Annotated in this window: 27 protein-coding genes; 11 read left to right on the top strand and 16 right to left on the bottom strand. The window is 73.4% G+C overall.

Features of this window, described 5'->3' with window-relative positions:
- Nucleotides 1–192: 192 nt before the first annotated feature.
- Complete coding sequence (locus EDF38_RS03700; RefSeq protein ID WP_123354042.1) at nt 193–480, top strand: DUF4229 domain-containing protein; 288 nt, start codon at nt 193–195, stop codon at nt 478–480.
- Here the strand turns inward: EDF38_RS03700 and EDF38_RS03695 are convergent.
- The 4 genes from EDF38_RS03695 to EDF38_RS03680 all read right to left on the bottom strand — a co-directional run bounded on the left by EDF38_RS03695 (nt 477) and on the right by EDF38_RS03680 (nt 4,045).
- Complete coding sequence (locus EDF38_RS03695; RefSeq protein WP_233572184.1) at nt 477–1,421, bottom strand: 1,4-dihydroxy-2-naphthoate polyprenyltransferase; 945 nt, start codon at nt 1,419–1,421, stop codon at nt 477–479. The two genes, EDF38_RS03700 and EDF38_RS03695, sit on opposite strands and share 4 nt — an antisense overlap.
- 10 nt (nt 1,422–1,431) lie before the next feature.
- Nucleotides 1,432–2,568 (bottom strand): AMP-binding protein, encoded by a 1,137-nt coding sequence (locus EDF38_RS03690; RefSeq protein ID WP_123354040.1) that lies wholly within the window; start codon nt 2,566–2,568, stop codon nt 1,432–1,434.
- Between the two features lie 49 nt (nt 2,569–2,617).
- The gene (locus tag EDF38_RS03685) at nt 2,618–3,526 is read right to left on the bottom strand and encodes a 1,4-dihydroxy-2-naphthoyl-CoA synthase (RefSeq protein WP_123354039.1); all 909 of its coding nucleotides are present in this window, start codon (nt 3,524–3,526) and stop codon (nt 2,618–2,620) included.
- 99 nt (nt 3,527–3,625) lie between these two features.
- Nucleotides 3,626–4,045 carry a hypothetical protein gene (locus EDF38_RS03680; protein WP_148061442.1) on the bottom strand — a complete coding sequence of 140 codons (420 nt, stop codon included), beginning with the start codon at nt 4,043–4,045 and terminating at the stop codon, nt 3,626–3,628.
- Nucleotides 4,046–4,122: 77 nt separating this feature from the next.
- Between EDF38_RS03680 and EDF38_RS03675 the strand changes: the two genes are divergently transcribed.
- Nucleotides 4,123–5,106 carry an o-succinylbenzoate synthase gene (locus EDF38_RS03675; protein WP_123354037.1) on the top strand — a complete coding sequence of 328 codons (984 nt, stop codon included), beginning with the start codon at nt 4,123–4,125 and terminating at the stop codon, nt 5,104–5,106.
- An 80-nt stretch (nt 5,107–5,186) separates the two neighbouring features.
- On the opposite strand, the gene ccsB is transcribed toward EDF38_RS03675, so the two are convergent.
- From ccsB to EDF38_RS03650, 5 genes are read right to left on the bottom strand one after another with little or no spacing between them, the layout of a single operon-like run.
- On the bottom strand, nt 5,187–6,224 hold the full coding sequence (gene ccsB / locus EDF38_RS03670; protein WP_233572180.1) for a c-type cytochrome biogenesis protein CcsB: 1,038 nt from the start codon (nt 6,222–6,224) through the stop codon (nt 5,187–5,189).
- The gene (locus EDF38_RS03665; RefSeq protein WP_123354036.1) at nt 6,221–8,086 is read right to left on the bottom strand and encodes a cytochrome c biogenesis protein ResB; all 1,866 of its coding nucleotides are present in this window, start codon (nt 8,084–8,086) and stop codon (nt 6,221–6,223) included. The genes ccsB and EDF38_RS03665 overlap by 4 nt, the downstream gene beginning before the upstream one ends.
- Nucleotides 8,070–8,849 (bottom strand): cytochrome c biogenesis CcdA family protein, encoded by a 780-nt coding sequence (locus tag EDF38_RS03660; protein WP_123354035.1) that lies wholly within the window; start codon nt 8,847–8,849, stop codon nt 8,070–8,072. The genes EDF38_RS03665 and EDF38_RS03660 overlap by 17 nt, the downstream gene beginning before the upstream one ends.
- Entirely contained in the window at nt 8,850–9,482 is a 633-nt protein-coding gene (locus tag EDF38_RS03655; protein WP_123354034.1) for a TlpA disulfide reductase family protein, read from the bottom strand.
- The gene (locus tag EDF38_RS03650; protein WP_123354033.1) at nt 9,479–10,126 is read right to left on the bottom strand and encodes a histidine phosphatase family protein; all 648 of its coding nucleotides are present in this window, start codon (nt 10,124–10,126) and stop codon (nt 9,479–9,481) included. Before EDF38_RS03650 ends, EDF38_RS03655 begins: the two co-directional genes overlap by 4 nt.
- Nucleotides 10,127–10,208: 82 nt before the next feature.
- Here EDF38_RS03650 and aspS point away from each other — a divergent pair, with 82 nt between their 5' ends.
- Nucleotides 10,209–11,543, top strand: coding sequence for an aspartate--tRNA(Asn) ligase (aspS, locus tag EDF38_RS03645; protein WP_123354032.1), 1,335 nt, complete (start codon nt 10,209–10,211; stop codon nt 11,541–11,543).
- Between the two features lie 89 nt (nt 11,544–11,632).
- Here the strand turns inward: aspS and EDF38_RS03640 are convergent, their stop codons facing one another.
- The 5 genes from EDF38_RS03640 to EDF38_RS03620 all read right to left on the bottom strand — a co-directional run bounded on the left by EDF38_RS03640 (nt 11,633) and on the right by EDF38_RS03620 (nt 13,520).
- On the bottom strand, nt 11,633–11,935 hold the full coding sequence (locus EDF38_RS03640; RefSeq protein ID WP_123354031.1) for a Dabb family protein: 303 nt from the start codon (nt 11,933–11,935) through the stop codon (nt 11,633–11,635).
- A complete protein-coding gene (locus EDF38_RS03635) occupies nt 11,932–12,198 on the bottom strand; it encodes a glutaredoxin family protein (protein WP_123354030.1) in 267 nt (88 codons plus the stop codon). The genes EDF38_RS03640 and EDF38_RS03635 overlap by 4 nt, the downstream gene beginning before the upstream one ends.
- A gap of 233 nt (nt 12,199–12,431) precedes the next feature.
- On the bottom strand, nt 12,432–12,530 hold the full coding sequence (locus EDF38_RS03630) for a 30S ribosomal protein bS22 (protein ID WP_003792170.1): 99 nt from the start codon (nt 12,528–12,530) through the stop codon (nt 12,432–12,434).
- Nucleotides 12,531–12,636: 106 nt separating this feature from the next.
- On the bottom strand, nt 12,637–12,831 hold the full coding sequence (locus EDF38_RS03625) for a helix-turn-helix domain-containing protein (protein ID WP_123354029.1): 195 nt from the start codon (nt 12,829–12,831) through the stop codon (nt 12,637–12,639).
- Between the two features lie 161 nt (nt 12,832–12,992).
- A complete protein-coding gene (locus tag EDF38_RS03620; protein ID WP_123354028.1) occupies nt 12,993–13,520 on the bottom strand; it encodes a helix-turn-helix transcriptional regulator in 528 nt (175 codons plus the stop codon).
- A 43-nt stretch (nt 13,521–13,563) separates the two neighbouring features.
- Between EDF38_RS03620 and EDF38_RS03615 the strand changes: the two genes are divergently transcribed.
- A complete protein-coding gene (locus tag EDF38_RS03615) occupies nt 13,564–15,012 on the top strand; it encodes a TrkH family potassium uptake protein (RefSeq protein ID WP_370275509.1) in 1,449 nt (482 codons plus the stop codon).
- On the top strand, nt 15,005–15,676 hold the full coding sequence (locus tag EDF38_RS03610; protein ID WP_123354026.1) for a TrkA family potassium uptake protein: 672 nt from the start codon (nt 15,005–15,007) through the stop codon (nt 15,674–15,676). Before EDF38_RS03615 ends, EDF38_RS03610 begins: the two co-directional genes overlap by 8 nt.
- A 51-nt stretch (nt 15,677–15,727) precedes the next feature.
- Here EDF38_RS03610 and proC read toward each other — a convergent pair whose 3' ends face one another.
- Nucleotides 15,728–16,582, bottom strand: a complete 855-nt coding sequence (proC, locus tag EDF38_RS03605; protein WP_123354025.1) for a pyrroline-5-carboxylate reductase — start codon at nt 16,580–16,582, stop codon at nt 15,728–15,730.
- Between the two features lie 47 nt (nt 16,583–16,629).
- Here proC and EDF38_RS03600 point away from each other — a divergent pair, with 47 nt between their 5' ends.
- Entirely contained in the window at nt 16,630–17,592 is a 963-nt protein-coding gene (locus EDF38_RS03600) for a cation diffusion facilitator family transporter (protein ID WP_123354024.1), read from the top strand.
- 66 nt (nt 17,593–17,658) lie between these two features.
- Here the strand turns inward: EDF38_RS03600 and EDF38_RS03595 are convergent, their stop codons facing one another.
- On the bottom strand, nt 17,659–18,108 hold the full coding sequence (locus tag EDF38_RS03595; protein ID WP_199734648.1) for a nucleoside deaminase: 450 nt from the start codon (nt 18,106–18,108) through the stop codon (nt 17,659–17,661).
- A gap of 89 nt (nt 18,109–18,197) precedes the next feature.
- Between EDF38_RS03595 and upp the strand changes: the two genes are divergently transcribed.
- From upp to EDF38_RS03570, 5 genes are all read left to right on the top strand, one after another.
- The gene (gene upp, locus EDF38_RS03590; protein WP_123354022.1) at nt 18,198–18,830 is read left to right on the top strand and encodes a uracil phosphoribosyltransferase; all 633 of its coding nucleotides are present in this window, start codon (nt 18,198–18,200) and stop codon (nt 18,828–18,830) included.
- Between the two features lie 493 nt (nt 18,831–19,323).
- Nucleotides 19,324–20,127, top strand: coding sequence for a winged helix-turn-helix domain-containing protein (locus EDF38_RS03585; protein WP_123354021.1), 804 nt, complete (start codon nt 19,324–19,326; stop codon nt 20,125–20,127).
- A 356-nt stretch (nt 20,128–20,483) separates the two neighbouring features.
- Nucleotides 20,484–21,032 (top strand): MarR family winged helix-turn-helix transcriptional regulator, encoded by a 549-nt coding sequence (locus tag EDF38_RS03580; RefSeq protein WP_123354020.1) that lies wholly within the window; start codon nt 20,484–20,486, stop codon nt 21,030–21,032.
- On the top strand, nt 21,029–22,405 hold the full coding sequence (locus EDF38_RS03575) for a deoxyribodipyrimidine photo-lyase (RefSeq protein ID WP_123354019.1): 1,377 nt from the start codon (nt 21,029–21,031) through the stop codon (nt 22,403–22,405). Before EDF38_RS03580 ends, EDF38_RS03575 begins: the two co-directional genes overlap by 4 nt.
- Nucleotides 22,406–22,463: 58 nt before the next feature.
- Complete coding sequence (locus EDF38_RS03570; RefSeq protein ID WP_123354018.1) at nt 22,464–23,858, top strand: serine hydrolase; 1,395 nt, start codon at nt 22,464–22,466, stop codon at nt 23,856–23,858.
- Nucleotides 23,859–23,907: the final 49 nt, after the last annotated feature.

Raw genomic sequence — 23,907 nt, 5'->3', positions numbered from 1 at the left:
GAGCATAGGCTGCGTGGCCGGACGGAGACTGGGTGCCGGACGAGACGTTGCCGTCCCGTGACCCGGGGATGGACGACGTCCGTCGCCACGAGGTCGAACTCGTGTCGTCCGCGCGACGGCGGGCTCGCGGCGGCTCGGCGGAGGCCGGGCGGCGCGGCTCTCACGCCCAGCCTCCGCGGTTAGGATCGCGGGGTGAAACCCTGGGTCAAGTACACGATCGTCCGCCTCGGCGTCTTCCTCGTCGCGCTCGTCGTGTTCGTGCTCCTGCTGCCGAACCCGTACCTCGCGACGCTGCTCGCGGCGCTGGTCGCGTTCTGCGTCTCGTACATCTTCTTCGCCCGGCTCCGCCGCGAGGTCGCCCTCGAGCTGGCCGAGCGTCGCTCGCGGCCCGAGCCGCTCGACCGCGACAGCCTGGCCGAGGACGACGAGCTCGCCGAGCACGACGCCCGCCACCCCGAAGACGGACCGCGCGCCTCCTAGGCGAAGAGCACGGCCGTCAGCGACAACGCGTAGACGAGCGCCGTCAGCGACGACAGCTGCAGCGCGAGGATCAGCTCGCGGGGCGTCTTGCCGGTGACGCCGATGACGGCCGCCGGCACCGCGACGATGAGGGTGAAGTACACGTACGGCGCGTGGAAGTACAGGAAGCCGAACCACACGAGGATGAGGAACGGCAGCAGGAGGAAGGTCGCGTAGAGCGCCCGGGCCACGGAGTCGCCGACGACGACCGCCAGGGTGCGCTTGCCCGCCGCCTCGTCCTGCGGGATGTCGCGGATGTTGTTGACCATGAGCACGGCGCAGGCGAACAGGCCCGCCGAGACCCCCGCGATCCACGCGTCGGCGGGGAAGCGCCCGAGCTGCACGAACGTCGTGCCCACCGTGGCGACCAGCCCGAAGAACACGAAGACGAAGACCTCGCCGAGCGCGTTGTAGCCGTAGGGGCGCTTGCCGCCCGTGTAGAACCAGGCGGCGACGACGGCGGCCGCGCCGACCGCGAGCATCCACCACTGCTGCGTGACGACGACGACCGCGACGCCCGCGACCGCCGCGACGGCGAAGGAGGCGAGGGCGACCCGGAGGACGGTGCGCGGCTTCACGGCCCCCGACCCGGTCAGTCGAGCCGGCCCCACGCGGAACGCGTCGGTGCCGCGGATGCCGTCGGAGTAGTCGTTGGCGTAGTTGACGCCGACCTGCAGGAAGACCGCGACCGCGAGGCACAGGAGCGCGAGCGCGAGGTCCCAGCCGCCGTTCGCCCGGGCGACGCCGGTGCCGAGGGCGACCGGGGCGACGGCGAGGGGCAGGGTGCGCAGGCGCGCCCCGCCGATCCAGTCGCGGGCCGTGACGCGGCGCGCCGGCTGACGGCCGGGTCGGCCCCCGGGTCGTCCGCTGCGCTTGGGGTTCTTCGTCGTCGTTCGTGCCACGACGACGATCCTACGGCGCGGTCGCGACGAGCCGGGCGAGGGCGGCGCGGTCGGGCTTGCCGCTCGGCAGCGTCGGCAGCACGTCGACCACGACGACGCGGTCGGGCGCCGCGGCCCGGCCGGCGGCGGCGACGACGACCGCGCGGAGGGCCGAGAGCACCGGAGGCGCGGCGTCCGTCACGACGACCGGCACCTCGCCCCACCGGTCGTGGGCCGCGCGGACGACGACGACCCGGCCGAGCCCCGGCTGCTCGCGCACCACCCGCTCGACCACGCCGAGGGACACCTTCTCGCCGCCCGAGACGATGACGTCGTCGAGCCGGCCGGTGACCGTGAGCACGCCGTCGGCCGACACCTCGCCGGCGTCGCCGGTGCGGTACCAGCGGAGCCCGTCGCGCTCGACGAAGGCCGCCGCGGTGCGCTCGTCGTCGTCGAGGTAGCCGAGCGCGAGCGACGGCCCGGCGAGCTCGACCTGGCCGTCGACGACCTCGACGCTGGTCCGACCGACGGGCACGCCGTCGTAGACGCATCCCCCGCTCGTCTCGCTCGACCCGTACGTGCGCACCACCCGGACGCCGGAGGCGCGGGCCCGCTCGACGAGGGCCGCCGGCGTCGCCTGCCCCCCGACGAGCACCGCGGCGAACGAGCGCAGCGCGGCGGCGACGCCCCGGTCGGCGTCGGCGGCGTCGAGCGCCGTCGCGAGCTGGGCGGGCACGAGCGACGAGTACCGGACGGGGTGGTCGAGCCGCGCGGCCGCGTCGGCGAAGGCGACGGGGTCGAAGTGCCCGGCGGGGAGCAGCACGGGCTCGGTGCCGGCCGCGATCGAGCGGACGAGCACGTTCGTGCCCGCGACGTAGTGGGCGGGCAGGGCGAGCACCCACCGCCCGGGCCCGCCGAGGGCGCCGTCGGCCGCCGCGGCGCCGGCCAGCAGGGCGTCGGCGCCGAGCGCGACGCGCTTTGCCCGGCCCGTCGACCCGCTCGTCTCGACGACGAGGGCGACCGCCTGCGGGACGGTGGCGGGCAGGTCGGTCGGGGCCGAGGGATCGGCCCGCGGCGCCACGGCCGGCCCCCCGCCCAGCGCGTCGCGGAGGGCCTCGAGCACGGCGGACGCGTCACGGCCGTCGACGGCGAGGAGGGGACGGGTCACGCGCCGCGCCTCCTCGTCCCGGTCGCGAGGGCGCGCAGGGCGCGCAGGGTCAGTACTGCCACGGGAAGGGCGACCAGTCGGGCTCGCGCTTCTCGAGGAACGAGTCGCGGCCCTCGACGGCCTCGTCCGTGCCGTACGCGAGGCGGGTCGCCTCGCCGGCGAAGACCTGCTGGCCCACGATGCCGTCGTCGGTGGCGTTGAAGGCGAACTTGAGCATGCGGATCGCGGTCGGCGACTTCGTGAGCACGACGCGGGCCAGGGCCAGCGCCTCCCGCTCGAGGTCGGCGTGCGGCACGACGCGGTTGACGGCGCCCATCTCGTAGGCGCGGTCGGCGCTGTACTCCTCGGCGAGGAAGAAGACCTCGCGGGCGAGCTTCTGGCCGATCTGCTTGGCGAAGTAGGCGCTGCCGTAGCCCGCGTCGAACGAGCCGACGTCGGCGTCGGTCTGCTTGAACCGGCCGTGCTCGCGGCTGGCGATCGTGAGGTCGCAGACGACGTGCAGCGAGTGGCCGCCGCCGGCCGCCCAGCCGGGCACCACGGCGACGACGACCTTGGGCATGAAGCGGATGAGGCGCTGCACCTCGAGGATGTGGAGGCGCCCGGCCGAGGCGGGGTCGGCCACGTTCGCCTCGGCGCCCTCGGCCTTGTAGCCGTCGCGGCCGCGGATGCGCTGGTCGCCGCCGCTGCAGAACGCCCAGCCGCCGTCCTTCGGGCTCGGGCCGTTGCCGGTCAGCAGCACGACGCCGACGCGGCTCTGCTGGCGCGCGTGGTCGAGCACGCGGTAGAGCTCGTCGACGGTGCGCGGGCGGAAGGCGTTGCGCACCTCGGGTCGGTCGATCGCGACGCGCGCCACGCGGCCCTCGACGTCGAGGTGGTAGGTCACGTCGGTGAGGTCGTCGAAGCCCGGCACCCCCCGCCACTCGGTCGGGTCGAACAGGTCGGAGACGGCGTGGGTCATGACGTCCAGCCTACGACCGGGCGGCCCCCGTGCCCCGTGCCCGGTGCCCGGTGCCCGGACGACGGGAGGTCGGCCGACGCCGGGCGGGACCGCCGCGGGTCAGGAGGTCGGCAGCACCTGGCCGAGCAGCCAGACGAGCACGAACGGGTTCGCGAGCACGCAGAGCAGCACGGCCGCCACCGCGGGCCAGCGGCCCCGGCGGAGGGCCACGGCGACGAGGGCCACGACGCCGACGACGATCGAGGCGAGCATCGTCACGAGCGCCAGCGAGGCCGCCGCCGTGACGAGCTCGGCCTGCAGCAGGCCCACGGCGACGCCGTCGACCGCGAGCAGCACGAGGGCGAGCACGAGCGTGACGACGCCCAGCCGGCGGCTGCGGGGGGCGGCGTCGGCCTCGGCCGGGTCGACGCCGTGCGCCTCCGCGTCGAGCACGTCGAGGCCGTCGGCGCCGCCCGGGGCCTCGTCGCGGCCCGCCTCGGGGCGGGGGTCGGGAGCGTCGGACGATGCGGCCATGGTCATCGACCCTAGCGTCCGGGGCCCGGTGCCAGACTGGCCCGGTGACGACAGCCGGCCGAGACACGCCCCCGCCCCGCCCCGTGACGCTGCCCCCGCTCGACGAGCTCGTCCGCGACGCCCACGTCGTGCAGCTGCCGCTCCGCACGCGGTTCCGCGGCATCACCGTGCGGGAGGTGCTCCTCGTCGAGGGGCCCCGCGGCTGGACCGAGTTCAGCCCCTTCGTCGAGTACCTGCCCGACGAGTCGTCGGCCTGGCTGGCGGCGGCGGTCGACTTCGGCTGGGGCCCCGAGCTCTCGCCCCGTGCCTCGTCGGTGGCGGTCAACGCCACGCTGCCCGCGGTCGGTCCCGACGAGGTCGCGGGCGTGCTGGCGCGCTACCCGGGCTGCCGCACCGTCAAGGTCAAGGTGGCCGAGGCCGGCCAGACGCTCGCCGACGACGTCGCCCGCGTCGCCGCCGCCCGCGCCCACGTCGGGCCGGAGGGACGCGTCCGCGTCGACGCGAACGGCCGGTGGTCGGTCGACGAGGCCGAGGAGGCGCTGCTCGCCCTGGCACCGCACGGCCTGGAGTACGCCGAGCAGCCCTGCGCCTCGGTGCCCGAGCTCGCCGAGCTGCGGCGGCGCACCGCGGGGCTCGGCGTGCCCGTCGCCGCCGACGAGAGCGTCCGCAAGGCCGCCGATCCCCTCGCGGTGGCCCGGGCCGGTGCTGCCGACCTGCTCGTCGTCAAGGCCCAGCCGCTCGGCGGCGTCACCGCGGCGCTCGCCCTCGTCGCGGCCGCCGGTCTGCCGGTCGTGGTCTCGAGCGCCCTCGACACGTCCGTCGGCCTCAGCATGGGCGCCCACCTCGCGGCGGCCGTCCCCGACCTGCGGCACGACTGCGGGCTCGGCACGGCGGCGCTGCTCGCCGCCGACGTCACGCGCGAGCCGCTGCTGCCCGTCGACGGGGCGGTCGACGTGCGGCGGATCGACGTCGACGTCGACCTGCTGCGGCGGCACGCCGCCCCCGACGACCGACGTGAGTGGTGGCTGGGCCGACTCTGCGCCTCCTGGGCGGTGCTGGCGGGCTGAGGCCGCGTCACGGCCGTCGGGCGCTCACGAGCCGGGAGACGCCGGGGGCCCGAGACTCAGAGGATCAGAAGCTCAGAGACTCAGAGGCCCGAGTACGCGTGCAGGCCCTTGAAGAACACGTTGACGACCGAGAAGTTGAACATGACGGCCGCGAAGCCGATGATCGACAGCCACGACGACCGGGCACCGCGCCAGCCGCGCGTCGCCCGGGCGTGGATGTAGCCGGCGTAGAGCACCCAGATGATGAAGGTCCAGACCTCCTTGGTGTCCCAGCCCCAGTAGCGGCCCCAGGCCCGCTCGGCCCAGACGGCGCCGGCGATGAGCGTGAAGGTCCACAGCACGAAGCCGACCAGGGCCACGCGGTAGGCGAGGTCCTCCAGGCGGTCGGCCTCGGGCAGGGTGTCCATGAAGCGGAGGTTCGCGAGCTTGGCCTGGTCTCGTTTCGTCTGCACCAGCTGGGCGGCCGAGAGCCCGGCGGCGATGGCGAAGAAGCCCGTGCCGATGATCGCGACGAGCACGTGGATGACGAGCCAGGCCGACTGGAGCGCCGGCTGCAGCGGCACGACGGCGACGTAGTAGTTGACCGTGCCGATGGCGAGCAGGATCAGGTTGAGGCCCGTGACGTACGCGCCGAGGTACGACACGTCGACGAACACCCGGACCACGAGGAAGACGCCCACGATGATCGCGGTGCCCGTCAGCGAGAACTCGAACATGTTGGCCCACGGCACGCGACCGGCCGCGAGGCCGCGGAAGACGACCGACACGACGTGCACGACGAGGCCGAGGACGAGCATCGAGGTCGCCACCCGCTCGAAGCGCGACGGACGTCGACCCGACGAGGAGGCGCGGGGAGCGTCGGCCCCGCCCGCCGCCGTGGCCGTGCGGTCGAGCACCACGGTGCGGCCGCCCGCCGAGGCCGTGACGACCCGCTCGGCGCCCGCGCCCTGCGCCTCGGCTCCGACGGCCGCCGGCGCGGTCGCGGCCTTCGCGGCGAGCTGCGCGTCGCCGGAGCGCTTGGCGAGGTCGAGGGCGTAGGCCACGAACGAGATCGTGTAGATCGCCATCGCCGAGTAGACGGCGACGAGCGAGTAATAGGCGAGGTCGGTGGCGGTCACGAGGAGATCTTACGTCCGCGGCGCGCCGGGCCCGTCGGGGTGTCGTTCGACGTCGAGGCGGAGTCCTCGCGGGCGAGGTCGCGGGCGACGTCGGCCGGGACGCCCATCGTCGTCAGGTGCCGCGACGCGACGTCGCCGACGGCGCGCACGAGGGTCGGGTCCTCGCCGCGGGCGAGGCCCGCGTACTCGAGCCGCAGGCCGTCGTCGGTCGTCGAGGCCTTCACCCAGACGCGGCGGCGCGGGACGAAGAGGGCCGTCAGCAGGCCGGCGAAGGTGAGGCCGGCGAAGCCGAGCACCCAGAGCTGGGCCGGGTCGTGGTGCACGTCGAGCGACGCGAAGCGCTTCACGCCGTTGAAGGTCACGGTGCCGAGGCCGCCGGGCAGGTCGGCGGTCTCGCCGGGCGTGAGCTTGAGCGCCTTGGTGCCGTCGTCCGCCGCCGCGCCCGCGATCTCGGTCATGCCGTCGGTCGTCAGCGAGTACACCGACTGCGGCACCCCGTCGTCGAGGCCGAGGTCGCCCTCGTAGACGTTGAGGCTCAGCACCGGGTTGAGCAGGTCGGGGTAGCTCGACGCCATGATGCCCGAGCCGTCCTCGGTGTCGACGGCCGACGGGTAGAAGAAGCCGATCATGCCGATCTGCTCGGCGAGCCCGTCGGGCACCTTGACGACGCCCTGCGACATGAGGTCGGCGTTCTGCGGCAGGAACGGGATCGTGTCGGTGAACGGCTCGGTGCCGTCGGGCGCGGTGACCGTGAGGTCCATGGCGTAGCCGTTGCCGAGCAGGTAGACGTTCGAGCCGCCGATCGCGAGCGGGCTGTTCACCTTGATCGTCTGCTGGCTCGAGTCGCCGTCCTGGGTACGGGCGGTCACGTCGGCGGTGTAGTCGAGCGGCTGGCCGATCGCGTCGCGGTTCTTCTCCTCGTACTTCGTCGTGAAGCGGTCGAGGGTCAACGAGTAGGGCGACAGCTGCGAGTCGCTGAACCAGCGGCCCGGGTTGAACGAGTCGTAGGCGACGAGGGCGTTCGTGAAGGTCTGGCCCTCCACGACGACGCGCTGGCCGGTGTAGCCGAGGCCGCCGCCGATGCCGACCGTCAGCAGCACGCCGACGAGGGCGGAGTGGAAGACGAGGTTGCCGGTCTCCCGCGCGTAGCCCCGCTCGGCGCTGACCGAGTCGCCGAACACCTCGGTGCGGTAGCCGGCGCGTCTCAGCTGCGCGCGGGCCGCGGCGACGGCGGACGCGGGGTCGAGGCCCGAGCCCTCCGCGCCTCCGGCGATGGTGACGGAGCGGTAGCCCGCGAGCCGCGACAGGCGCGCCGGCGTCTTGGGCGGGCGGGCGCGGAGCGCCTCGAAGTGGTGCTTCGTGCGCGGCACGATGCAGCCGATCAACGAGATGAACAGCAGCAGGTAGACCGCCGAGAACCACGGCGACGCGTACGTGTCGAAGACGCCGATCTTGTCGAGCACCGGGAACAGGTCGGGGTGCTCGGTGCGGTACTGGACGACGCCGTTCGGGTCGGACGTGCGCTGCGGCACGAGCGAGCCGGGGATCGCGGCGACGGCGAGCAGCATGAGGAGGAAGAGGGCGGTCTTCATGCTCGTCAGCTGGCGCCAGAAGAAGCGCAGGTAGCCGATCGGGCCGAGGCGCGGCTGGGTGACGCCGTCCCCTCCCCCGCCGGGGGCCGGCGCCGCGACGCCGTCGACGTGGTCGCTCGGCCGGAGCGGGTCGCCCGTGACGTCGGTCTCGTCGTCGGCGGTCAGCCCGGCGGCGGTGCCCTGCGGCGGCGGGCCCTGCTCGGCGGTGCGGTGCTGCCCCGCCGGGTCGCGCCGCAACCCGGGCGCGGTGCGGTCAGACGATCGTGCCATAGCCCGCGATCACCGCCCCGACCGACGACATGAGGGCCGACCAGAGGCCGGTGACCATGAGCAGACCGATGACGACCAGGACGAGACCTCCGACGATGTTGACGACGCGCAGGTGGCGCTTCACGAACGAGATGGACCGCGACGCCCAGCCGAGGCCGAGCGCGACGAGCAGGAACGGCACGCCGAGGCCGACGCAGTAGGCGAGGCCGAGCAGCACGCTCTGGGTCGCCGAGCCGCTCGTGAACGACAGCGCGTAGATGGCGGTGAGGGTCGGCCCGATGCACGGCGTCCAGCCGATGCCGAACACGATGCCGAGCAGCGGGGCGCCGGCGAGGCCGGTGGCCGGCACGAACCCGGGCTTGATCGTCCGCTGCAGGAACGTGAACTGCCCCACGAAGACGAGCCCGAGGGCGATGACGACGAGGCCCATGAGGCGCACGACGAGGTCGCGCCACTGGATGAGCCAGAAGCCGGCCGCCGAGAACGCGAGGCTGCCGCCGACGAAGACGAGCGAGAAGCCCGCGATGAAGAGGAGCACCCCCAGCACCACCCGGCGTCGGTCGCGCGACGCGGCGCGGGCCGCGCTGACCCCCTCGCGGCGGGCGCCGCCGGTCAGGCCGCCGACGTAGCCGAGGTAGCCCGGCACGAGCGGCAGCACGCACGGCGAGAGGAACGAGATGAGCCCGGCGAGCAGCGCCACGGGCAGCGCGACGGCGAGCTGTCCGCCGGCGACCGCGTCGAAGAAGGGGTTGCCCTGGTACACCTAGGCCTGCTCGGCGACGGCGTCTGCCACGAGCTGCCGGAGGATGCTCGGCCCGTCGAGGCCCCCGAGGATCCGCGCGGCGATGCGGCCCTGCTTGTCGAGCACGATGGTGGTCGGCACGGAGTTCGGGGCGATCGTGCCCGCCAGGGCGAGCTGCACGGCGCCGTCGTTCGCGTCGACGACCGAGGGGTACGTGACGCCGAACGTGTCGGCGAACGACAGGGAGGTCTGCGCCTGGTCGCGCACGTTCACACCGAGGAACTGCACGCCCTGGTCGGCGTACGTCTCGCTGAGCTGCTGCAGGTCGGGCGCCTCGGCGCGGCAGGGCGGGCAGCTGGCGTACCAGAAGTTCAGCACGACGACCTCGCCGTCGTAGTCGGAGCGGGAGACCTCGTCGCCGGCGTCGGTGGTGCCGGTGAACTCGACCGGGTCGGTGCGGTCGGCCACGGGCACCTCGGTGACCTGGCCGGCCCCGGTGATGTAGTTCGCGGTGCCGCCGTCGGCGTACTGCTGCGCCAGGCCGTCGTTCGACGAGGTGCAGCCGACGAGGGCGACGGTCAGGGCCGCCGCGGCGGCGAGGCCGCCGAGCACGCGGCGGCGGGCGCGGACGGTCGTGGTGGTCGAGGTGCTCACACGGCCCCCAGGTCGACGGCGTCCGCGAGCAGCTCGCTCGCCGGGTCCTGGTAGCCGACCTCGACGAAGCGGTCGCCCCGACGCTCGAGCGTGGTGACGCTCGACAGCGAGCAGCGACGACGACGGGGGTCGTGGAAGAGGCGGGCGCCGGTGACGCTGCGGTGCACCATCCAGATCGGCAGCTGGTGGCTGACGAGCACGGCGTCGCCGCCCTCGGTCGTCGACCAGGCGTCCTCGACGGCCGCGAGCATGCGCGCGGCGATGCTGACGTAGGCCTCGCCCCAGCTCGGCTTCAGGGGGTTGACGATCCAGGGCCACTCGGCCGGCACGGCCAGCTGCTTGGCCACGGTGAAGTCGGAACGGCGGCCCTCGTACTTGTTCGTCGGCTCGACGAGGCGGTCGTCGACCTGCACCGGCAGCCCGAACTCGGCCGCCCACGGCGCGGCGCTCTCGCGGGTGCGCTGGAGGGGGCTGGCGAAGAGAGCGGCCACGGGGGCGCCCTGCTGCGCCAGCATCGCGGCGGAGGAGGCGGCCATGCGGTGGCCCAGCTCGCTGAGCCCGAACCCCTCGAGTCGGCCGTAGAGCACGTGGTCGGGGTTGTGCACCTCGCCGTGGCGCACGAGGTGGATCTGCTGGGCGGGCATGCCCTCCAGTCTAGGTCGGGCCCGCGCTCCCACCTCCCTCACGGGAGCCGGAAAGCTCGACGTCGCGGTAAACTCTCGCCCCGTGATCGAACGCACCCTCATCAGCGACCTCTCGCCCCTCCCCGACGGCCCCGTGACGGTGTCCGGATGGGTCGACACGGTCCGCGACCAGAAGAAGGTGCAGTTCGTCGTCCTCCGCGACGAGTCCGGCGCCGTCCAGCTCGTCCGCCCGCGCACGGCGGCCGACGTCCTCGCCGAGGCCGGCGAGACGGACGAGATCGCCGACGCGATCTCGGGCCTCTCGCAGGGCAGCTTCGTCACGGTCACGGGTCAGCTCAAGCACGACGAGCGCGTCAAGCTCGGCGGCATCGAGGTGAAGGTCGACGGCCTCGTCGTCGACAGCCTCGCCGACCCCGAGACGCCGATCGCGGCCGACAGCGGCATCGACAAGCGCATGGACTGGCGCTTCCTCGACCTGCGCGTGCCCCGCAACGCCCTCATCTTCCGCGTGCAGACGACCTTCGAGCACGCGATGCGCACCTACTGGGTCGAGCGTGGCTACGTCGAGGTGCACACGCCGAAGATCATGGCGTCGGCCAGCGAGTCGAACGCCGAGCTGTTCAAGGTCGAGTACTTCGAGGGCAGCGCGTTCCTCGCCCAGAGCCCGCAGTTCTTCAAGCAGATGGCCCAGGCGGCCGGCTTCGGCAAGATCTTCGAGATCGCCCCCGTCTTCCGCGCCGACCCCTCGTTCACGTCGCGCCACGCGACCGAGTACACGAGCGTCGACGCCGAGATCAGCTACGTCGACAGCCACGAGGACGTCATGCAGATGCAGGAGGAGCTGCTCGTCGCCGCGTTCACCGCGGTCGTCGAGAAGCACGGCGCCGAGGTCAGAGAGCTGTTCGACGTCGACCTGGCCGTGCCGACGACGCCGTTCCCGCGCATCCCCCTCGCCGAGGCGAAGCAGATCGTCGCCGACCGCGGCTACGTCGTGCCCCGCGCCGACGCCGACATGGACCCGGAGGGCGAGCGCCAGATCGCGGCCTACGTCAAGGAGACGTACGACCACGACTTCGTCTTCCTCACCGACTACGACGCCTCGATCCGGCCCTTCTACCACATGCGCCACGACGACGACCCGCAGCTCACGAAGAGCTACGACCTCATCTACAACGGCACCGAGATCACGACGGGAGCGCAGCGCGAGCACCGCGTCGAGGTCCTCGAGGCCCAGATCCGCGAGAAGGGCATGAAGCCGGAGGAGCTCGGCGGCTACCTCGACTTCTTCCGCTACGGCGCCCCGTCGCACGGCGGCTTCGGCATGGGCCTGGCGAGGGTGCTGATGCTCATGCTGCACCAGCCGAACCTCCGCGAGGTGACGTTCCTGTTCCGCGGGCCGACCCGGCTCACGCCGTAGGCCCGCGCCCCGCGGCGCGGGGCTCGACGCGATGAGGAGGCGCGGTGCAGGGATCCCTGCACCGCGCCTCCTCGTCTGCGTCCGGCCGGTCAGGCCTGGTAGTCGATGGCGCCGCGGCCGGTGACGAGGGTGCGGATCTCGGCCGCGGCCTCCTGGTGCGCGGGGTGGACGACGTAGGCGTCGAGGCCCTCGACGTCATCGAACTCGGCGACGACGGCGACGTCGCCGTTGGCCTCGGGGTAGGCGACGTTGCGGACGACCTCGAGCGACCGGATCGACTCGACGGTGCCGACGAGCCCGGTGAGCAGCTCGTCGATGCGGGCCGCGTCGCGGTCGCGCGCCGTGTCGTCGGCGGCGTTCAGGTTCCAGATCACGATGTGCTTGACGGTCATGCGAGGGCCTTCCGGAGGGCGGTGCGGAGGCGGTCGGGCTCGACGCGCCAGATGGTGTGGACGCGCTCGTCGATCAGCACCACGGGGATCTCCTCCGCGTACTCGTCGCGGAGGGCGGCGTCGCCGAGGATGTCGACCTCGTCGTAGGCGAGCCGCGCGGCCTCGAACTCGCCCTCCGCGAGGACGGCGTCGAGGGCGGTGCGGGCGTCGTCGCAGAGGTGGCAGCCGGGCTTGGTCAACAGCGTGATCTGAGGAACGGGCACGCCCTCGACCCTACTGCGCCCACCCGAACGCCCCCGCCGCCCGCGCCTGGCTGGTTGGCTGGCTCGCTGGCCCTGGGCATCACAGGCACGGCCACCGGCGGCGGCGGACCGGAGCGACGCCACAGGGCGCGCAGCGCCCGCGCGCCCGGCAGGGCGCCACAGGCACGGAAGCAGGTCGACCAACGAGAAATGGCCCCCGACCGGAACGGTCGAGGGCACACTTCACGCGTCGTCTACTTCTTGTTGCGACGCTGGTGGCGCGTCTTGCGAAGCAGCTTGCGGTGCTTCTTCTTCGCCATGCGCTTGCGACGCTTCTTGATGACTGAACCCATGAGGACCTCGCTGATTGGACTGATTCGGACGACCGGGTCCGGAACAGAACCGCGGAAAAATGCCTCGGACCAGTCTACAAGGGCGATCCGAGATTGTCGAAGTGAGCTAGCCCACGTCGGCCACGCCGGTGCGCAGCACGGCCGCCACGGCCGACTCGGGGACCCGGAACGACCGCCCGAAGCGGATCGCCGGCAGCTCGCCGGAGTGCACCATGCGGTAGACCGTCATCTTCGAGACGCGCATCATGTCGGCCACCTCGGCCACCGTGAGGAACCTCACGTCCGACAGGTCGTTCGACACGACGTCCCCCTCCCGCAGCTGCCCGCCGCGGCGGGTGCCACGGCGTCGGCACCGTGGTGCCCGTCCGCAACTCTAGGGGCGGCGTGCGACGCGGTGCAATCGCCCGTGGTGGGGGCACGCAGGCGGTCGTGCGGTCGGCGGGACGCGCCTCCTGCCGGGGGTCAGGCCCCGCGGCCGAGGCGCTTGCGCACCGGCTCGATGACGCGCTCGTCGAGCGCGCTCGTCGCGTCGTGCAGGGCCGAGGAGGCGCGGTGCTGCGCGTCCGCCACGGCGCGGCCCAGCTGGCTGCCGACGTCCCCCGCGTCGGGAAGCGACTCGGCGGCCCGTCGGATCGGGGCGGGCATGGTCGCGCCGGCCCAGGCGGCGAAGGCGCCCGAGGCGGCTCCGTCGAGGTCGTCGACGGCCCCGGCGCCGAGGAACGGCACGAGCCAGTCCTCGACGGTCTCGAGGGGCACGGTCTCGATGCCGTAGAAGCGGTGCTGCCCGACCTCGCGGACGTGCACGAGGCCGGCGTCGCGCAGCACCCGCAGGTGCTTCGAGACCGTCGGCTGGCTGAGCCCGAGCGCGGTGACCATCTGGCCGACGCTGACGTCGCCGGTGGCCGAGTCGACGGAGACGTGCGCGTCGAGCAGCACCCTCAGGAGGTCGCGGCGGGTCCCGTCGGCGATCACGGCGAAGATGTCGGGCATGCTGCAACAGTAACGACGACCGCCCGCGAGTACCATGACGACCGTGACGCGTGCCCCCGTCGCCGCTCGGCGCCCCTCGCGCGGCGAGCCGCGAAGCCTCTTCTCGCGGTTGTCCGAGTACGTCGACGACATCGGCAGGCACTCCCCCGCCCGCTTCGCGATCCTCGTCTTCACCGGGCTGATCGTCGTGTTCACCCTGATCTTCTCGTTGCCGATCTCGTCGGCGGGCCCGGGTCGCACGCCGCTCGTCGACGCCCTCTTCACGGCGGTCTCGGTCATCTGCGTGACGGGCCTCGCGACCGTCGACATGGCGACGCACTGGTCGCTCTTCGGCCACGTCGTCATCTTCGTCGGGGTGCAGATCGGAGCGATCGGCGTGCTGACGCTGGCGTCGATCATGGGCCTCGTCGTGTCGCGCAAGCTCGGCCTCCGCGCCCGGCTGCTGGCCGCCTCCGACAGCAACCCCCTCCGGGCGCACGCGGGCCCGGTGCCCGAGGGGCAGGCGGTGCGCCTCGGGGAGGTCGGCGGCCTGCTCGCGACGGTGGCGCTCAGCTCGGCGGTGATCCAGGTCGTGATCGCGCTGCTGATGATCCCGCGCGTGCTGGCCGACGGCATGCCGCTCGTCGACGCCGTGCTCGACAGCTTCTACTACTCGGCGATGGCGTTCACGAACACCGGCTTCACGCCGAACGCCGAGGGCCTGGCCGCGTTCGAGAACGACTACGTCTTCCTGACGCTGATCATGATCGGCGTCTTCCTCGGCAGCATCGGCTTCCCGGTGATCTACGCCCTGGCGCGGAACCCCCGCAACCCGCGCCGCTGGTCGGTGCACGTCAAGCTGACCCTCCTGACGACGGCCATCCTCATCGTGGCGGGGACGGCGCTGTACATCGTGCTCGAGTTCGACAACCCCGACACCTTCGGCGACATCGAGGCCGGGCCGACCGTCTTCCAGTCGCTCTTCCTCAGCATGATGACGAGGTCGGGCGGCTTCTCGACGATCCAGGTCTCCGACCTCAACGGGTCGTCCCTGCTGGTGACCGACATGCTCATGTTCATCGGCGGCGGCTCGGCCTCGACGGCCGGCGGCATCAAGGTCACCACCCTCGCCGTGCTCTTCCTCGCCGCCTTCGCCGAGGCGCGCGGCAACCGCTCGATGGAGGCGTTCGGGCGCCGGATCCCGAGCGACGTGCTGCGCCTGTCGGTGAGCGTGGTGCTCTGGGGCGCGACCATCGTCGCCGTCTCGAGCGTCCTCATCCTCCACATCACGAAGGAGCCGCTCGACCACGTGCTGTTCGAGACGATCTCGGCGTTCGCCACGTCGGGACTGTCGACCGGGCTGACCGAACGGCTGCCCGACTCGGCCAAGTACGTGCTCGCCGTCACCATGTGGATGGGCCGCGTTGGTACAGTGACGCTCTCCGTCGCCCTGGCCGCCAGCCAGCGACGCCAGCTGTTCACGAGAGCCGAGGAGCGACCGATCGTTGGTTGACAGGATCAAGCACGACGCCCCGGTGCTCGTCATCGGCCTCGGCCGGTTCGGGGCCGCCACCGCCGGCCAGCTCGAACGGCAGGACCGCGACGTCCTCGCCGTCGACACCGACGCGGGCCTCGTGCAGAAGTGGGCCGACCGCGTGACGCACGCCGTCCAGGCCGACGCCCGCAGCGTCGACGCGCTCAAGCAGATCGGCGCGCAGGACTTCTCGATCGCCGTCGTCGCCGTCGGCTCGTCGATCGAGGCGAGCGTGCTGATCACGGCCAACCTCGTCGACCTCAAGGTGCCGCAGATCTGGGCCAAGGCGATCAGCCAGTCGCACGGCAAGATCCTCGCGCGCATCGGGGCGAACCACGTCATCTACCCCGAGCGCGAGGCCGGCGAGCGCGTCGCCCACCTCGTCTCGGGCCGCATGCTCGACTACATCGAGTTCGACGACGCCTTCGCGATCGTCAAGATGTACCCGCCGAAGCCGGTGCGCGGGGTGTCGCTCGCGACCTCGAACATCCGCAAGAAGCACGGCGTGACGATCGTCGGGGTCAAGAGCCCGGGAGGCGCGTTCACCGAGGCGAGGCCGGAGACGGTCATCAGCAACCACGACCTCATCATCGTGTCGGGCGAGAGCCGCGCCATCGAGAAGTTCGCGGCGCTCGAGGGCTGACGCGCCCGCACCCACCTGCGCGCCTCCGCACTGCGCACTGCGCGCCTGCGCTCAGCGCCCCTCGGCGATCTCGCGGTTGCGGGCCAGGGCGGCCTGTGCGGCCCGCCCGAACAGGTCGGCGAGCCCGCCGTCGGCGAGCACGGCCACGGCCCGCTCGGTCGTGCCGCCGGGGCTCGTCACCCGGCGGCGCAGCTCGGCCGGCGCGTCGGGGGCGTCGCCCGCGTCGTCGGCGGCGGCGAGCAGTTCGCTGGCCCCGCGGAACGTGCCCTGCACCATGGTGGCGGCCTGGGCGGGCGTGAAGCCCAACGCGACCGCCGCCTCCTGCAGCTGCTCGACCAGGTAGAAGACGTAGGCGGGGCCCGAGCCCGAGATCGTGCTGAGCGCGTCGATCTGCTCCTCCGGCACGACGACGACGTCGCCGACGCAGGCGAAGAGCGAGCGGGCCAGCTCGAGGTCGGCGTCCGACGACCGCGACCCGGCGGCGAGCCCGGTCACGCCCAGGCCGACGTGCGAGGGCGTGTTGGGCATCGACCGCAGCACGGGCACCGACGCGGGCAGCGCCTCCTCCATCGTCGCGGTCGTGACGCCGGCGGCGAGGCTGACGACGACGGCCCCGGGCTCGAGCGCGGGCCCGATCTCGCGCAGGAGGTCGACGACCATGTGCGGCTTGACCCCGACGAGCACCACGCGGGCCCCCGCCACCGCCGCCGCGTTGGCGCCGGGGTCGGTCTCGGTGGCGAGCGAGGTGACGCCGTCGCGGCGCAGCGGACCGGCCTTCGCCTCGGTGCGGTTCGTCACGTTGACGCCGCCCTCGACCTCGACTCCGGGCGCGAGGAGGCCCGAGAGCACGGCACCGCCCATCGAGCCGGCACCGAGGATCGCGGTCTGGGGGAGAGTGGTGGCCATCAGGCCATCCTAGGATCGAGCACGACCACGACAGGGGACGCGACACCATGAGCACTTCCGGCGGCAACAAGGCGATCATCGCGGCGCTCAGCGCCAACCTCGGCATCGCCGTGACGAAGTTCGTCGCCTGGTTCTTCTCCGGGTCGTCGTCGATGCTCGCCGAGGGCGTGCACTCCCTGGCCGACTCGGGCAACCAGCTGCTGCTGCTCCTCGGGGGCCGGCAGGCGAAGAAGGCGGCCGACAGCGAGCACCCCTTCGGACACGGCCGCGAGCGCTACGTCTACGCCTTCGTCGTGTCGATCATCCTGTTCAGCGTCGGCGGCGTCTTCTCGCTCTACGAGGGGGTCGAGAAGCTGCGCGAGCCGCACCCGCTCGACGTGCCGTGGCTGCCGGTGCTCGTGCTCGCGATCTCGCTGACCCTCGAGGGCTTCTCGCTCCGCACCGCCGTCCGCGAGGCACGCCCGGCCAAGGGCTCGATGAGCTGGCCCGCGTTCATCCGCCGCGCCAAGGCGCCCGAGCTGCCCGTCGTGCTGCTCGAGGACGCCGCGGCCCTCCTCGGCCTCGCCTTCGCCATGGTCGGCGTCGTGCTCACCTGGATCACCGGCAACGGCGTCTTCGACGCGGTCGGCACGCTCGCCATCGGCCTGCTGCTGGTCGCCGTCGCGGTCGTGCTCGGCATCGAGACGAAGAGCCTGCTCGTCGGCGAGGGCGCCTCGGCCGAGGACGTCGCGGCGATGCGCGCCGCCGTGCTCGACGGCCCCGAGGCGGAGTCGATCATCCACATGAAGACCCTCTACCTCGGCCCCGACGAGCTGCTGCTCGGCGTCAAGGTCGCGATGCCCGGCCGCACCGTGCTCAGCGACGTGGCCAGCGCGATCAACGCGATCGAGAACCGCGTGCGCGCGGCCGTGCCGATCGCCCGGGTCATCTACGTCGAACCCGACGTCTGGGTGGCGCCGGGCCAGGTCGACCCGTCGACCGACGCGATCGTCATCCGCGCCGCCGACTGACGTCGTCGTCGGGCGGGCCCCGAGGAGGCGCGAACCGAGGAGGCGCGCCGCGGCGGGCCGCGCCGGTCACGCCTCGGTCGCGGCGCCCCGTCGCTCGGCGAAGAACGCGTCCAGCTGCGCCCGGCACTCCGGCTCCCGCACCCCGGCGAACACCTCGGCGCGGTGCGGCAGGCGGCGGTCGCGCGTGATGTCGTAGACGCTGCCCGCGCCTCCGGCCTTCTCGTCCCAGGCCCCGTAGACGACGCGCGGGACGCGGGCGGCGAGCACGGCGCCGGCGCACATCGGGCACGGCTCGAGCGTCACGACGAGGGTCGCGTCGGTGAGGTGCCAGTCGCCGGTGCTCCGCGCGGCGGCCCGGAGCGCGAGCACCTCGGCGTGCGCGGTCGGGTCCTGGCGCAGCTCGCGCTCGTTGCGGCCGGTGCCGATGACCGTGCCGTCGCGGTCGAGGACGACGGCGCCGACCGGCACGTCGCCGGAGGCCCGGCAGGCCTCGGCCTCGGCGAGGGCGGCACCCATCCACACGGCGAACTCGGGCGGGACGAGGGTCACGGGTCTCCTGGTGCGAGGGTGCGGGCGGCGGGCCCGTCTGGGCTACCGTTGAGCCTATGCGAGTGCACGTAGCGGACCACCCCCTCATCACCCACAAGCTCACCGTGCTGCGCGACAAGGGCACGCCGTCGCCGACCTTCCGGGCCCTGACCGAAGAGCTCGTCACGCTCCTCGCCTACGAGGCGACGCGCAACGTCCGCACCACCCCCGTCGACATCGAGACGCCCGTGGCCCCGACGACCGGCCTCGCGATCAGCCAGCCCCGCCCGCTCGTCGTGCCGATCCTCCGCGCGGGACTCGGCATGCTCGAAGGCATGACGAAGCTCGTCCCGACCGCCGAGGTCGGCTTCCTCGGCATGGTCCGCGACGAGGAGACGCTGCAGCCCACGACCTACGCCGAGCGCCTGCCCGACGACCTCTCGAACCGCCAGTGCTTCGTGCTCGACCCGATGCTCGCGACCGGCGGCTCGCTCATCGCGGCGATCGACTACCTGCTCGACCGCGGCGCCGTCGACGTCACCGCCGTCTGCATCCTCGCCGCGCCGGAGGGCCTCGCGGCCGTCGAGGCGGCCATGCACGGACGCGACGTCAGCATCGTCCTGGGCGCCGTCGACGAGAAGCTCGACGAGAACGGCTACATCGTCCCCGGCCTCGGCGACGCAGGCGACCGCCTCTACGGCCTGGCCTGACGCGCCCCTCCCCGCCCGAGCCTCCGCGCCCGATCCGGTCACGCCCTGCGGCGTGCGCACGGATCGGGCGCGTCGTCGTCTCGCCTTGACACACGGCGACGCACTGTTGCAGACTCGCGACATGACTGACAGCGTGTTCATCCCGACCTCCTTCGAGGCCCTCGGGAGCACCGGCGCGATGATGCCGATGCACGCGGTCATGTGTCGAATGTGTGCCTGATCCGGCCACGTCTCGCCGAGTCGCCGACCACCGCTCCTGACCGCGGTGACGAGCTCGCAGCACGACCCTGCTGCTGAGCCGCGGCTCCCGGATGCACACGCGTCTCCACCCTCGACGCGCATCCCCCGGTCACCGAGCCCCGCTCGGCGGCCCACCGCCCGTCTGCACCGTGCACCGCACGGGCCGGGCACCGACACACCTCGAGCACCCGTACCCGGACCACCGTCGCCTCCGGGGCCGGCCGCTCCCCCCACGCAAGGACCCCGCGTAGCCATGTCCCTCATCCTCGACCGCCCCGCCGCCCCCGTCGCCACGACCGCCCCCGCCGCCGCCGCCGCGCGCACCGCTCCGAGCGGCCGCCCGCTCGCCGCGCCGACGGGCCGACCCGTCGCCGCCCCCGCCGCCCGAGCTGCCAAGACCGCCGCGCCGGCCGCGCCCGCCGCACCGGCGACGCCCCGGCAGCGCGCCCTCCCCGAGGGCACCGAGGCCCGCGGCTTCGCCCTCTACGTGGGCCTCGACGAGCTCAAGGCCGCCCAGTCGGGCACCGACCTCGGCGACGTCGTGGCGCAGATCAAGGCGCTCGTCGCCCAGCTCGCCCCCGCTGCCGAGACGCACGCGGCCGTGGCCCTCGCCCCGATCGCCGCCGGCGGCCGCGACGTCGACGTCGTCCGCCTCGCCCTGCAGGACCCTTCGGCCCAGGCCGCCCACCGCAAGGTCGAGGTGGAGGACGAGCCCGGCGCCCGCGGCGGCGTCGTCGTCGACATCTCCCGCAAGCGCGTCCTGCTCGACGGCGAGACGGCTCCCCTCACCTACAAGGAGTTCGAGCTGCTGCAGTACCTCGTGCTGCGCGAGGGCCGCACCATCGAGCGCGCCGAGATCGTGGCCGGCCTCTGGTCGGCCGACGACGGCGAGGCCCCGAACGAGCGCACCATCGACGTGCACGTGCGTCGCCTGCGCTCGAAGCTCGGCGCCTTCGAGGACATCGTCCGCACCGTGCGCGGCGTCGGCTACCGCTTCGACCGGCACGCCGACGTCTCGATCCGCCACGCGTCCACCCCGTCGCCCGACGTCTTCTAGGAAGTTCCCAGCTTCATAACGGTTCGGTAACTAGACGCCGTTACCTCGCCGTTATACAGTGATCCACGTCGACATCGTTTGCTGTGGCGGTCGAGACGAGATGTGATTGCAGGACAACTCTTGGTGCAAGGGAAGAAGGCCGGTCGCGACAGCGACCGGCCTTCTGTCGTCCCGGCCCGCCCGTCGTGACCGAGCGGCCCAGGCGCCGTGACCCACGGGTCGCCGCGCCCCGCCGGAACCGGTCACCCGCGGTCGCCGCACCCCGGAGAGCATGCGTCGGCATCGACCATCACGACCGGCGTACATCCCGGGGCCGTCCTCCCTACACTCGACGTCGAGAGAACGCGAGGTCGTCCATGAGCGAGACATCCGTGGCGGTCGGCGCCTGGGAGGCGCTGTTCCGCGCGCAGGTGTCGGTGATGCGCGAGCTGCACGCCGCCTTCCCGACCGACGAGATCTCGTTCAACGAGTACGACGTGCTGTTCAACCTCTCGAGCCAGCCCGAGCGGCGTGCCCGCATCCGCGACCTGACCCGGCACCTTCTCCTCACGCAGCCGAGCATCAGCCGCCTCGTCGACCGGCTCGCGGCCAAGGGCGTCGTCGAGAAGCTGAGCGACCCGGGCGACGGCCGGGGCATCATCGTCTCCATGACCTCGACCGGCTACGACCTCTACCGGCGCACGGCCGTCAGCCACGCCTCCGCGATCCGCAGCCGGGTCGGCGGCAGCCTCGACCACGACGAGCTCGTCGCGCTGACCGACCTCTGCACGCGCCTCCGCCTCGGCGCGACCGACGACGACCGCGCGGAGGGCGACGACGGCGCAGGCCAGGTCGACCCGACCGCCGGGGAGGCGCCCGCCGACACCTCGACGACCGCCCCCGGCCCGACGGGCGCCGCCTCGTGACCCCGCCGACGATCGTCTGGCTCCGCGACGACCTCCGCGTCGCCGACAACCCGGCCCTGCAGGCCGCCGTCGACCGCGGCGGGCCCGTGGTCGTCCTCTACCTCCTCGACGACGAGTCGCCGGGCGTCCGGCCCCTCGGCGGCGCGGCGCGCTGGTGGCTGCACCACAGCCTCACGGCGCTCGACGCCTCGCTGCGCGAGCTCGGCGTCGGCCTCACCCTCCGTCGCGGCCCCGCCGGACGCGAGCTCCCGGCGCTCGTCGACGAGGTGGGCGCCGGGGCCGTGCACTGGAACCGCCGCTACGGCAAGGGCCCGCGCGACGTCGACGCCGAGCTCAAGGCCGGCCTCCGCGACCGTGGGGTCGAGGCCGAGAGCCACCAGGCGAACCTGCTCTTCGAGCCGTGGACGGTGCAGACCGGCCAGGGACAGCCGTTCAAGGTCTTCACGCCGTTCTGGCGGGCCTGCCTCGAGCGTCCGGAGCCGCGCCACCCGCTCGACGCCCCCGAGTCGCTGACCGCGCCCGACACAGCGCCGGCGAGCGACGACCTCGACTCGTGGCAGCTGCTGCCGACCGAGCCCGACTGGGCCGCGGGCCTCCGCGAGACGTGGACGCCCGGCGAGGCCGCCGGCCTCGACCACCTCGAGGAGTTCGCGACCGGTCACCTCGCCGACTACGGCGACCGCGACTTCCCGGCGCAGGAGGCCACGAGCCGCATGTCGCCGCGGCTCCGCTTCGGCGAGGTGAGCCCGTTCCAGATCTGGCACCGCATGCGCGGCGACCTGCCGGCGGCGTCGCGCGAGCGGGCGCAGGCCTTCCTCCGCGAGGTGGTCTGGCGCGAGTTCAACCACACGATCCTCTTCACCTCGCCCGACCTCGCCACCGTCAGCTACCGCCCGGAGTTCGAGGACTTCCCCTGGGCCGACGTCCCCGAGGACGAGATCGACGCCTGGCGCCGGGGCCGGACGGGCGTGCCGCTCGTCGACGCCGGCATGCGGCAGCTGTGGACGACGGGCTGGATGCACAACCGCGTGCGCATGGTGACCGCGAGCTTCCTGATCAAGAACATGCTCGTGGACTGGCGCGTGGGCGAGCAGTGGTTCTGGGACACGCTCGTCGACGCCGACGAGGCGAACAACCCGGCGAACTGGCAGTGGACCGCCGGGTCGGGCGCCGACGCGGCGCCCTACTTCCGCGTGTTCAACCCCGTGCTGCAGGCAGACAAGTTCGACAAGCACCGCAACTACGTCAAGGAGTGGGTGCCCGAGGTCGACGACGACGGCTACCCCGAGCCGATCGTCGACCTCAAGGAGTCCCGCCGCCGGGCCCTCGACGCCTACGAGGCCATGCGGCGGTCGTCGCCCGACCCGTCGTGACGTCGACGACCGGCGACGCCGAGAGCACCACGCTCGCCCCCACCGACCGAGAGGCACCATGACCGACGCACCCCGCACCTCCGGCATCGACGCGGTCTTCGACGCGAGGCAGGAGGAGCACCGGGCCCCGAGCGTCGTCTTCGCCACCTTCGACCACGACGGCGTCACCCACCACGGGGCCCGGGGCGAGGTCGACGGCGCGCTGCCCGGCCCGCACACGGCGTACCGCATCGCCTCGTGCACGAAGAGCTTCACGGCCGTCGCGCTGCTGGCGCTCCGCGACGCGGGGCGGCTCGTGCTCGACGCCCCCGTCACCGACTTCGTGCCGGCGTTCGCCGAGGTCGCGCTGCCCACCGCCGACTCTCCCGTGCCCACCGTGCGGATGCTCATGACCATGTCGGCGGGCTTCCCCACCGACGACCCCTGGGGCGACCGCCAGGAGTCCCTCACCGACGACGAGCTCGACGACCTGCTGCGACGGGGCCTGACCTTCGACAGCGTGCCCGGCACCGCCTTCGCGTACTCGAACCTCGGCTGGGCGCTGCTGGGCCGCGTCGTCGCCTCCGCCTCCGGCCGGCCGTACCGGGAAGTCGTCGAGCAGACGATCCTCGGGCCGCTCGGCCTCCCGGCCACCGGCTTCGAGCGCGACGTCGCGGCCTCGGGCGGCGTGGCGACCGGCCACCGCCCCGTCGACGACGGCTGGGAGCCGCTGCCCTTCTCCGGCCCCGGCGCCTTCTCGCCGATCGGCGGGCTGTTCAGCACGACGACCGACCTCGCCCGGTGGGCCCGGTGGCTCTCGTCGGCCTTCGACCCCGCGGGACGAGGCGACGTGCCCGGGGTGCTGAGCCGCGCCTCCCGGCGGGAGATGCAGCAGCTGCAGCGCTTCGTGCCGGGTCGCGGCGCGCACCCCGGCGGCTACGGCTTCGGGCTCTTCGTCGAGCAGTACCCCGAGCACGGCACCGTCGTCTCGCACTCGGGCGGGTACCCCGGCTTCTCGGCGCACATGCGCTGGCAGACCGCCACGGGCCTCGGCGCCGTCGCGTTCGAGAACGCCACCTACGCCCAGGTCGCCGCGCCCGTCTCGCTCGCGCTCGACGGGATGATGACCGACCGGCCGGAGGCGCGGGTCGTCGCCGAGCCGTGGCCCGAGACCCTGGCCGCGGCGCGGGCCGTCGAGGCCGTCGTGCGCGGCGGCCGGGTGCCCGAGGGGCTCCTCAGCGAGAACGTCGAGCTCGACGTGCCGCTCGAGCACCGGCGCGCCCTCTGGGAGCGCGAGATCGTGGCGCTCGGCGGGCTCGTCGACGAGCGGGCCGAGACGGGCTCGTCCGCGGTGCCGTCGCACCGGGTCTGGACCCTGCCCGCCGCCCGGGGGGCGCTGCGGATCGAGATCCGGCTCACCCCCGAGCGGCCGCCGCGCGTGCAGACCGTGTCGGTGCGGGCCGAGACGCACTAGCCCGGCGCGCCCGGGCCCCGGGCCACGTCGTCGTCGGCGCCGGGGCGGC

Origin of the sequence: Frigoribacterium sp. PhB160 (assembly GCF_003751785.1) — a bacterium.
Lineage (GTDB): Bacteria > Actinomycetota > Actinomycetes > Actinomycetales > Microbacteriaceae > Frigoribacterium.
Note: the sequence above shows the minus strand (reverse complement) of the source record. Positions and strands in the feature narration are given on the sequence as shown.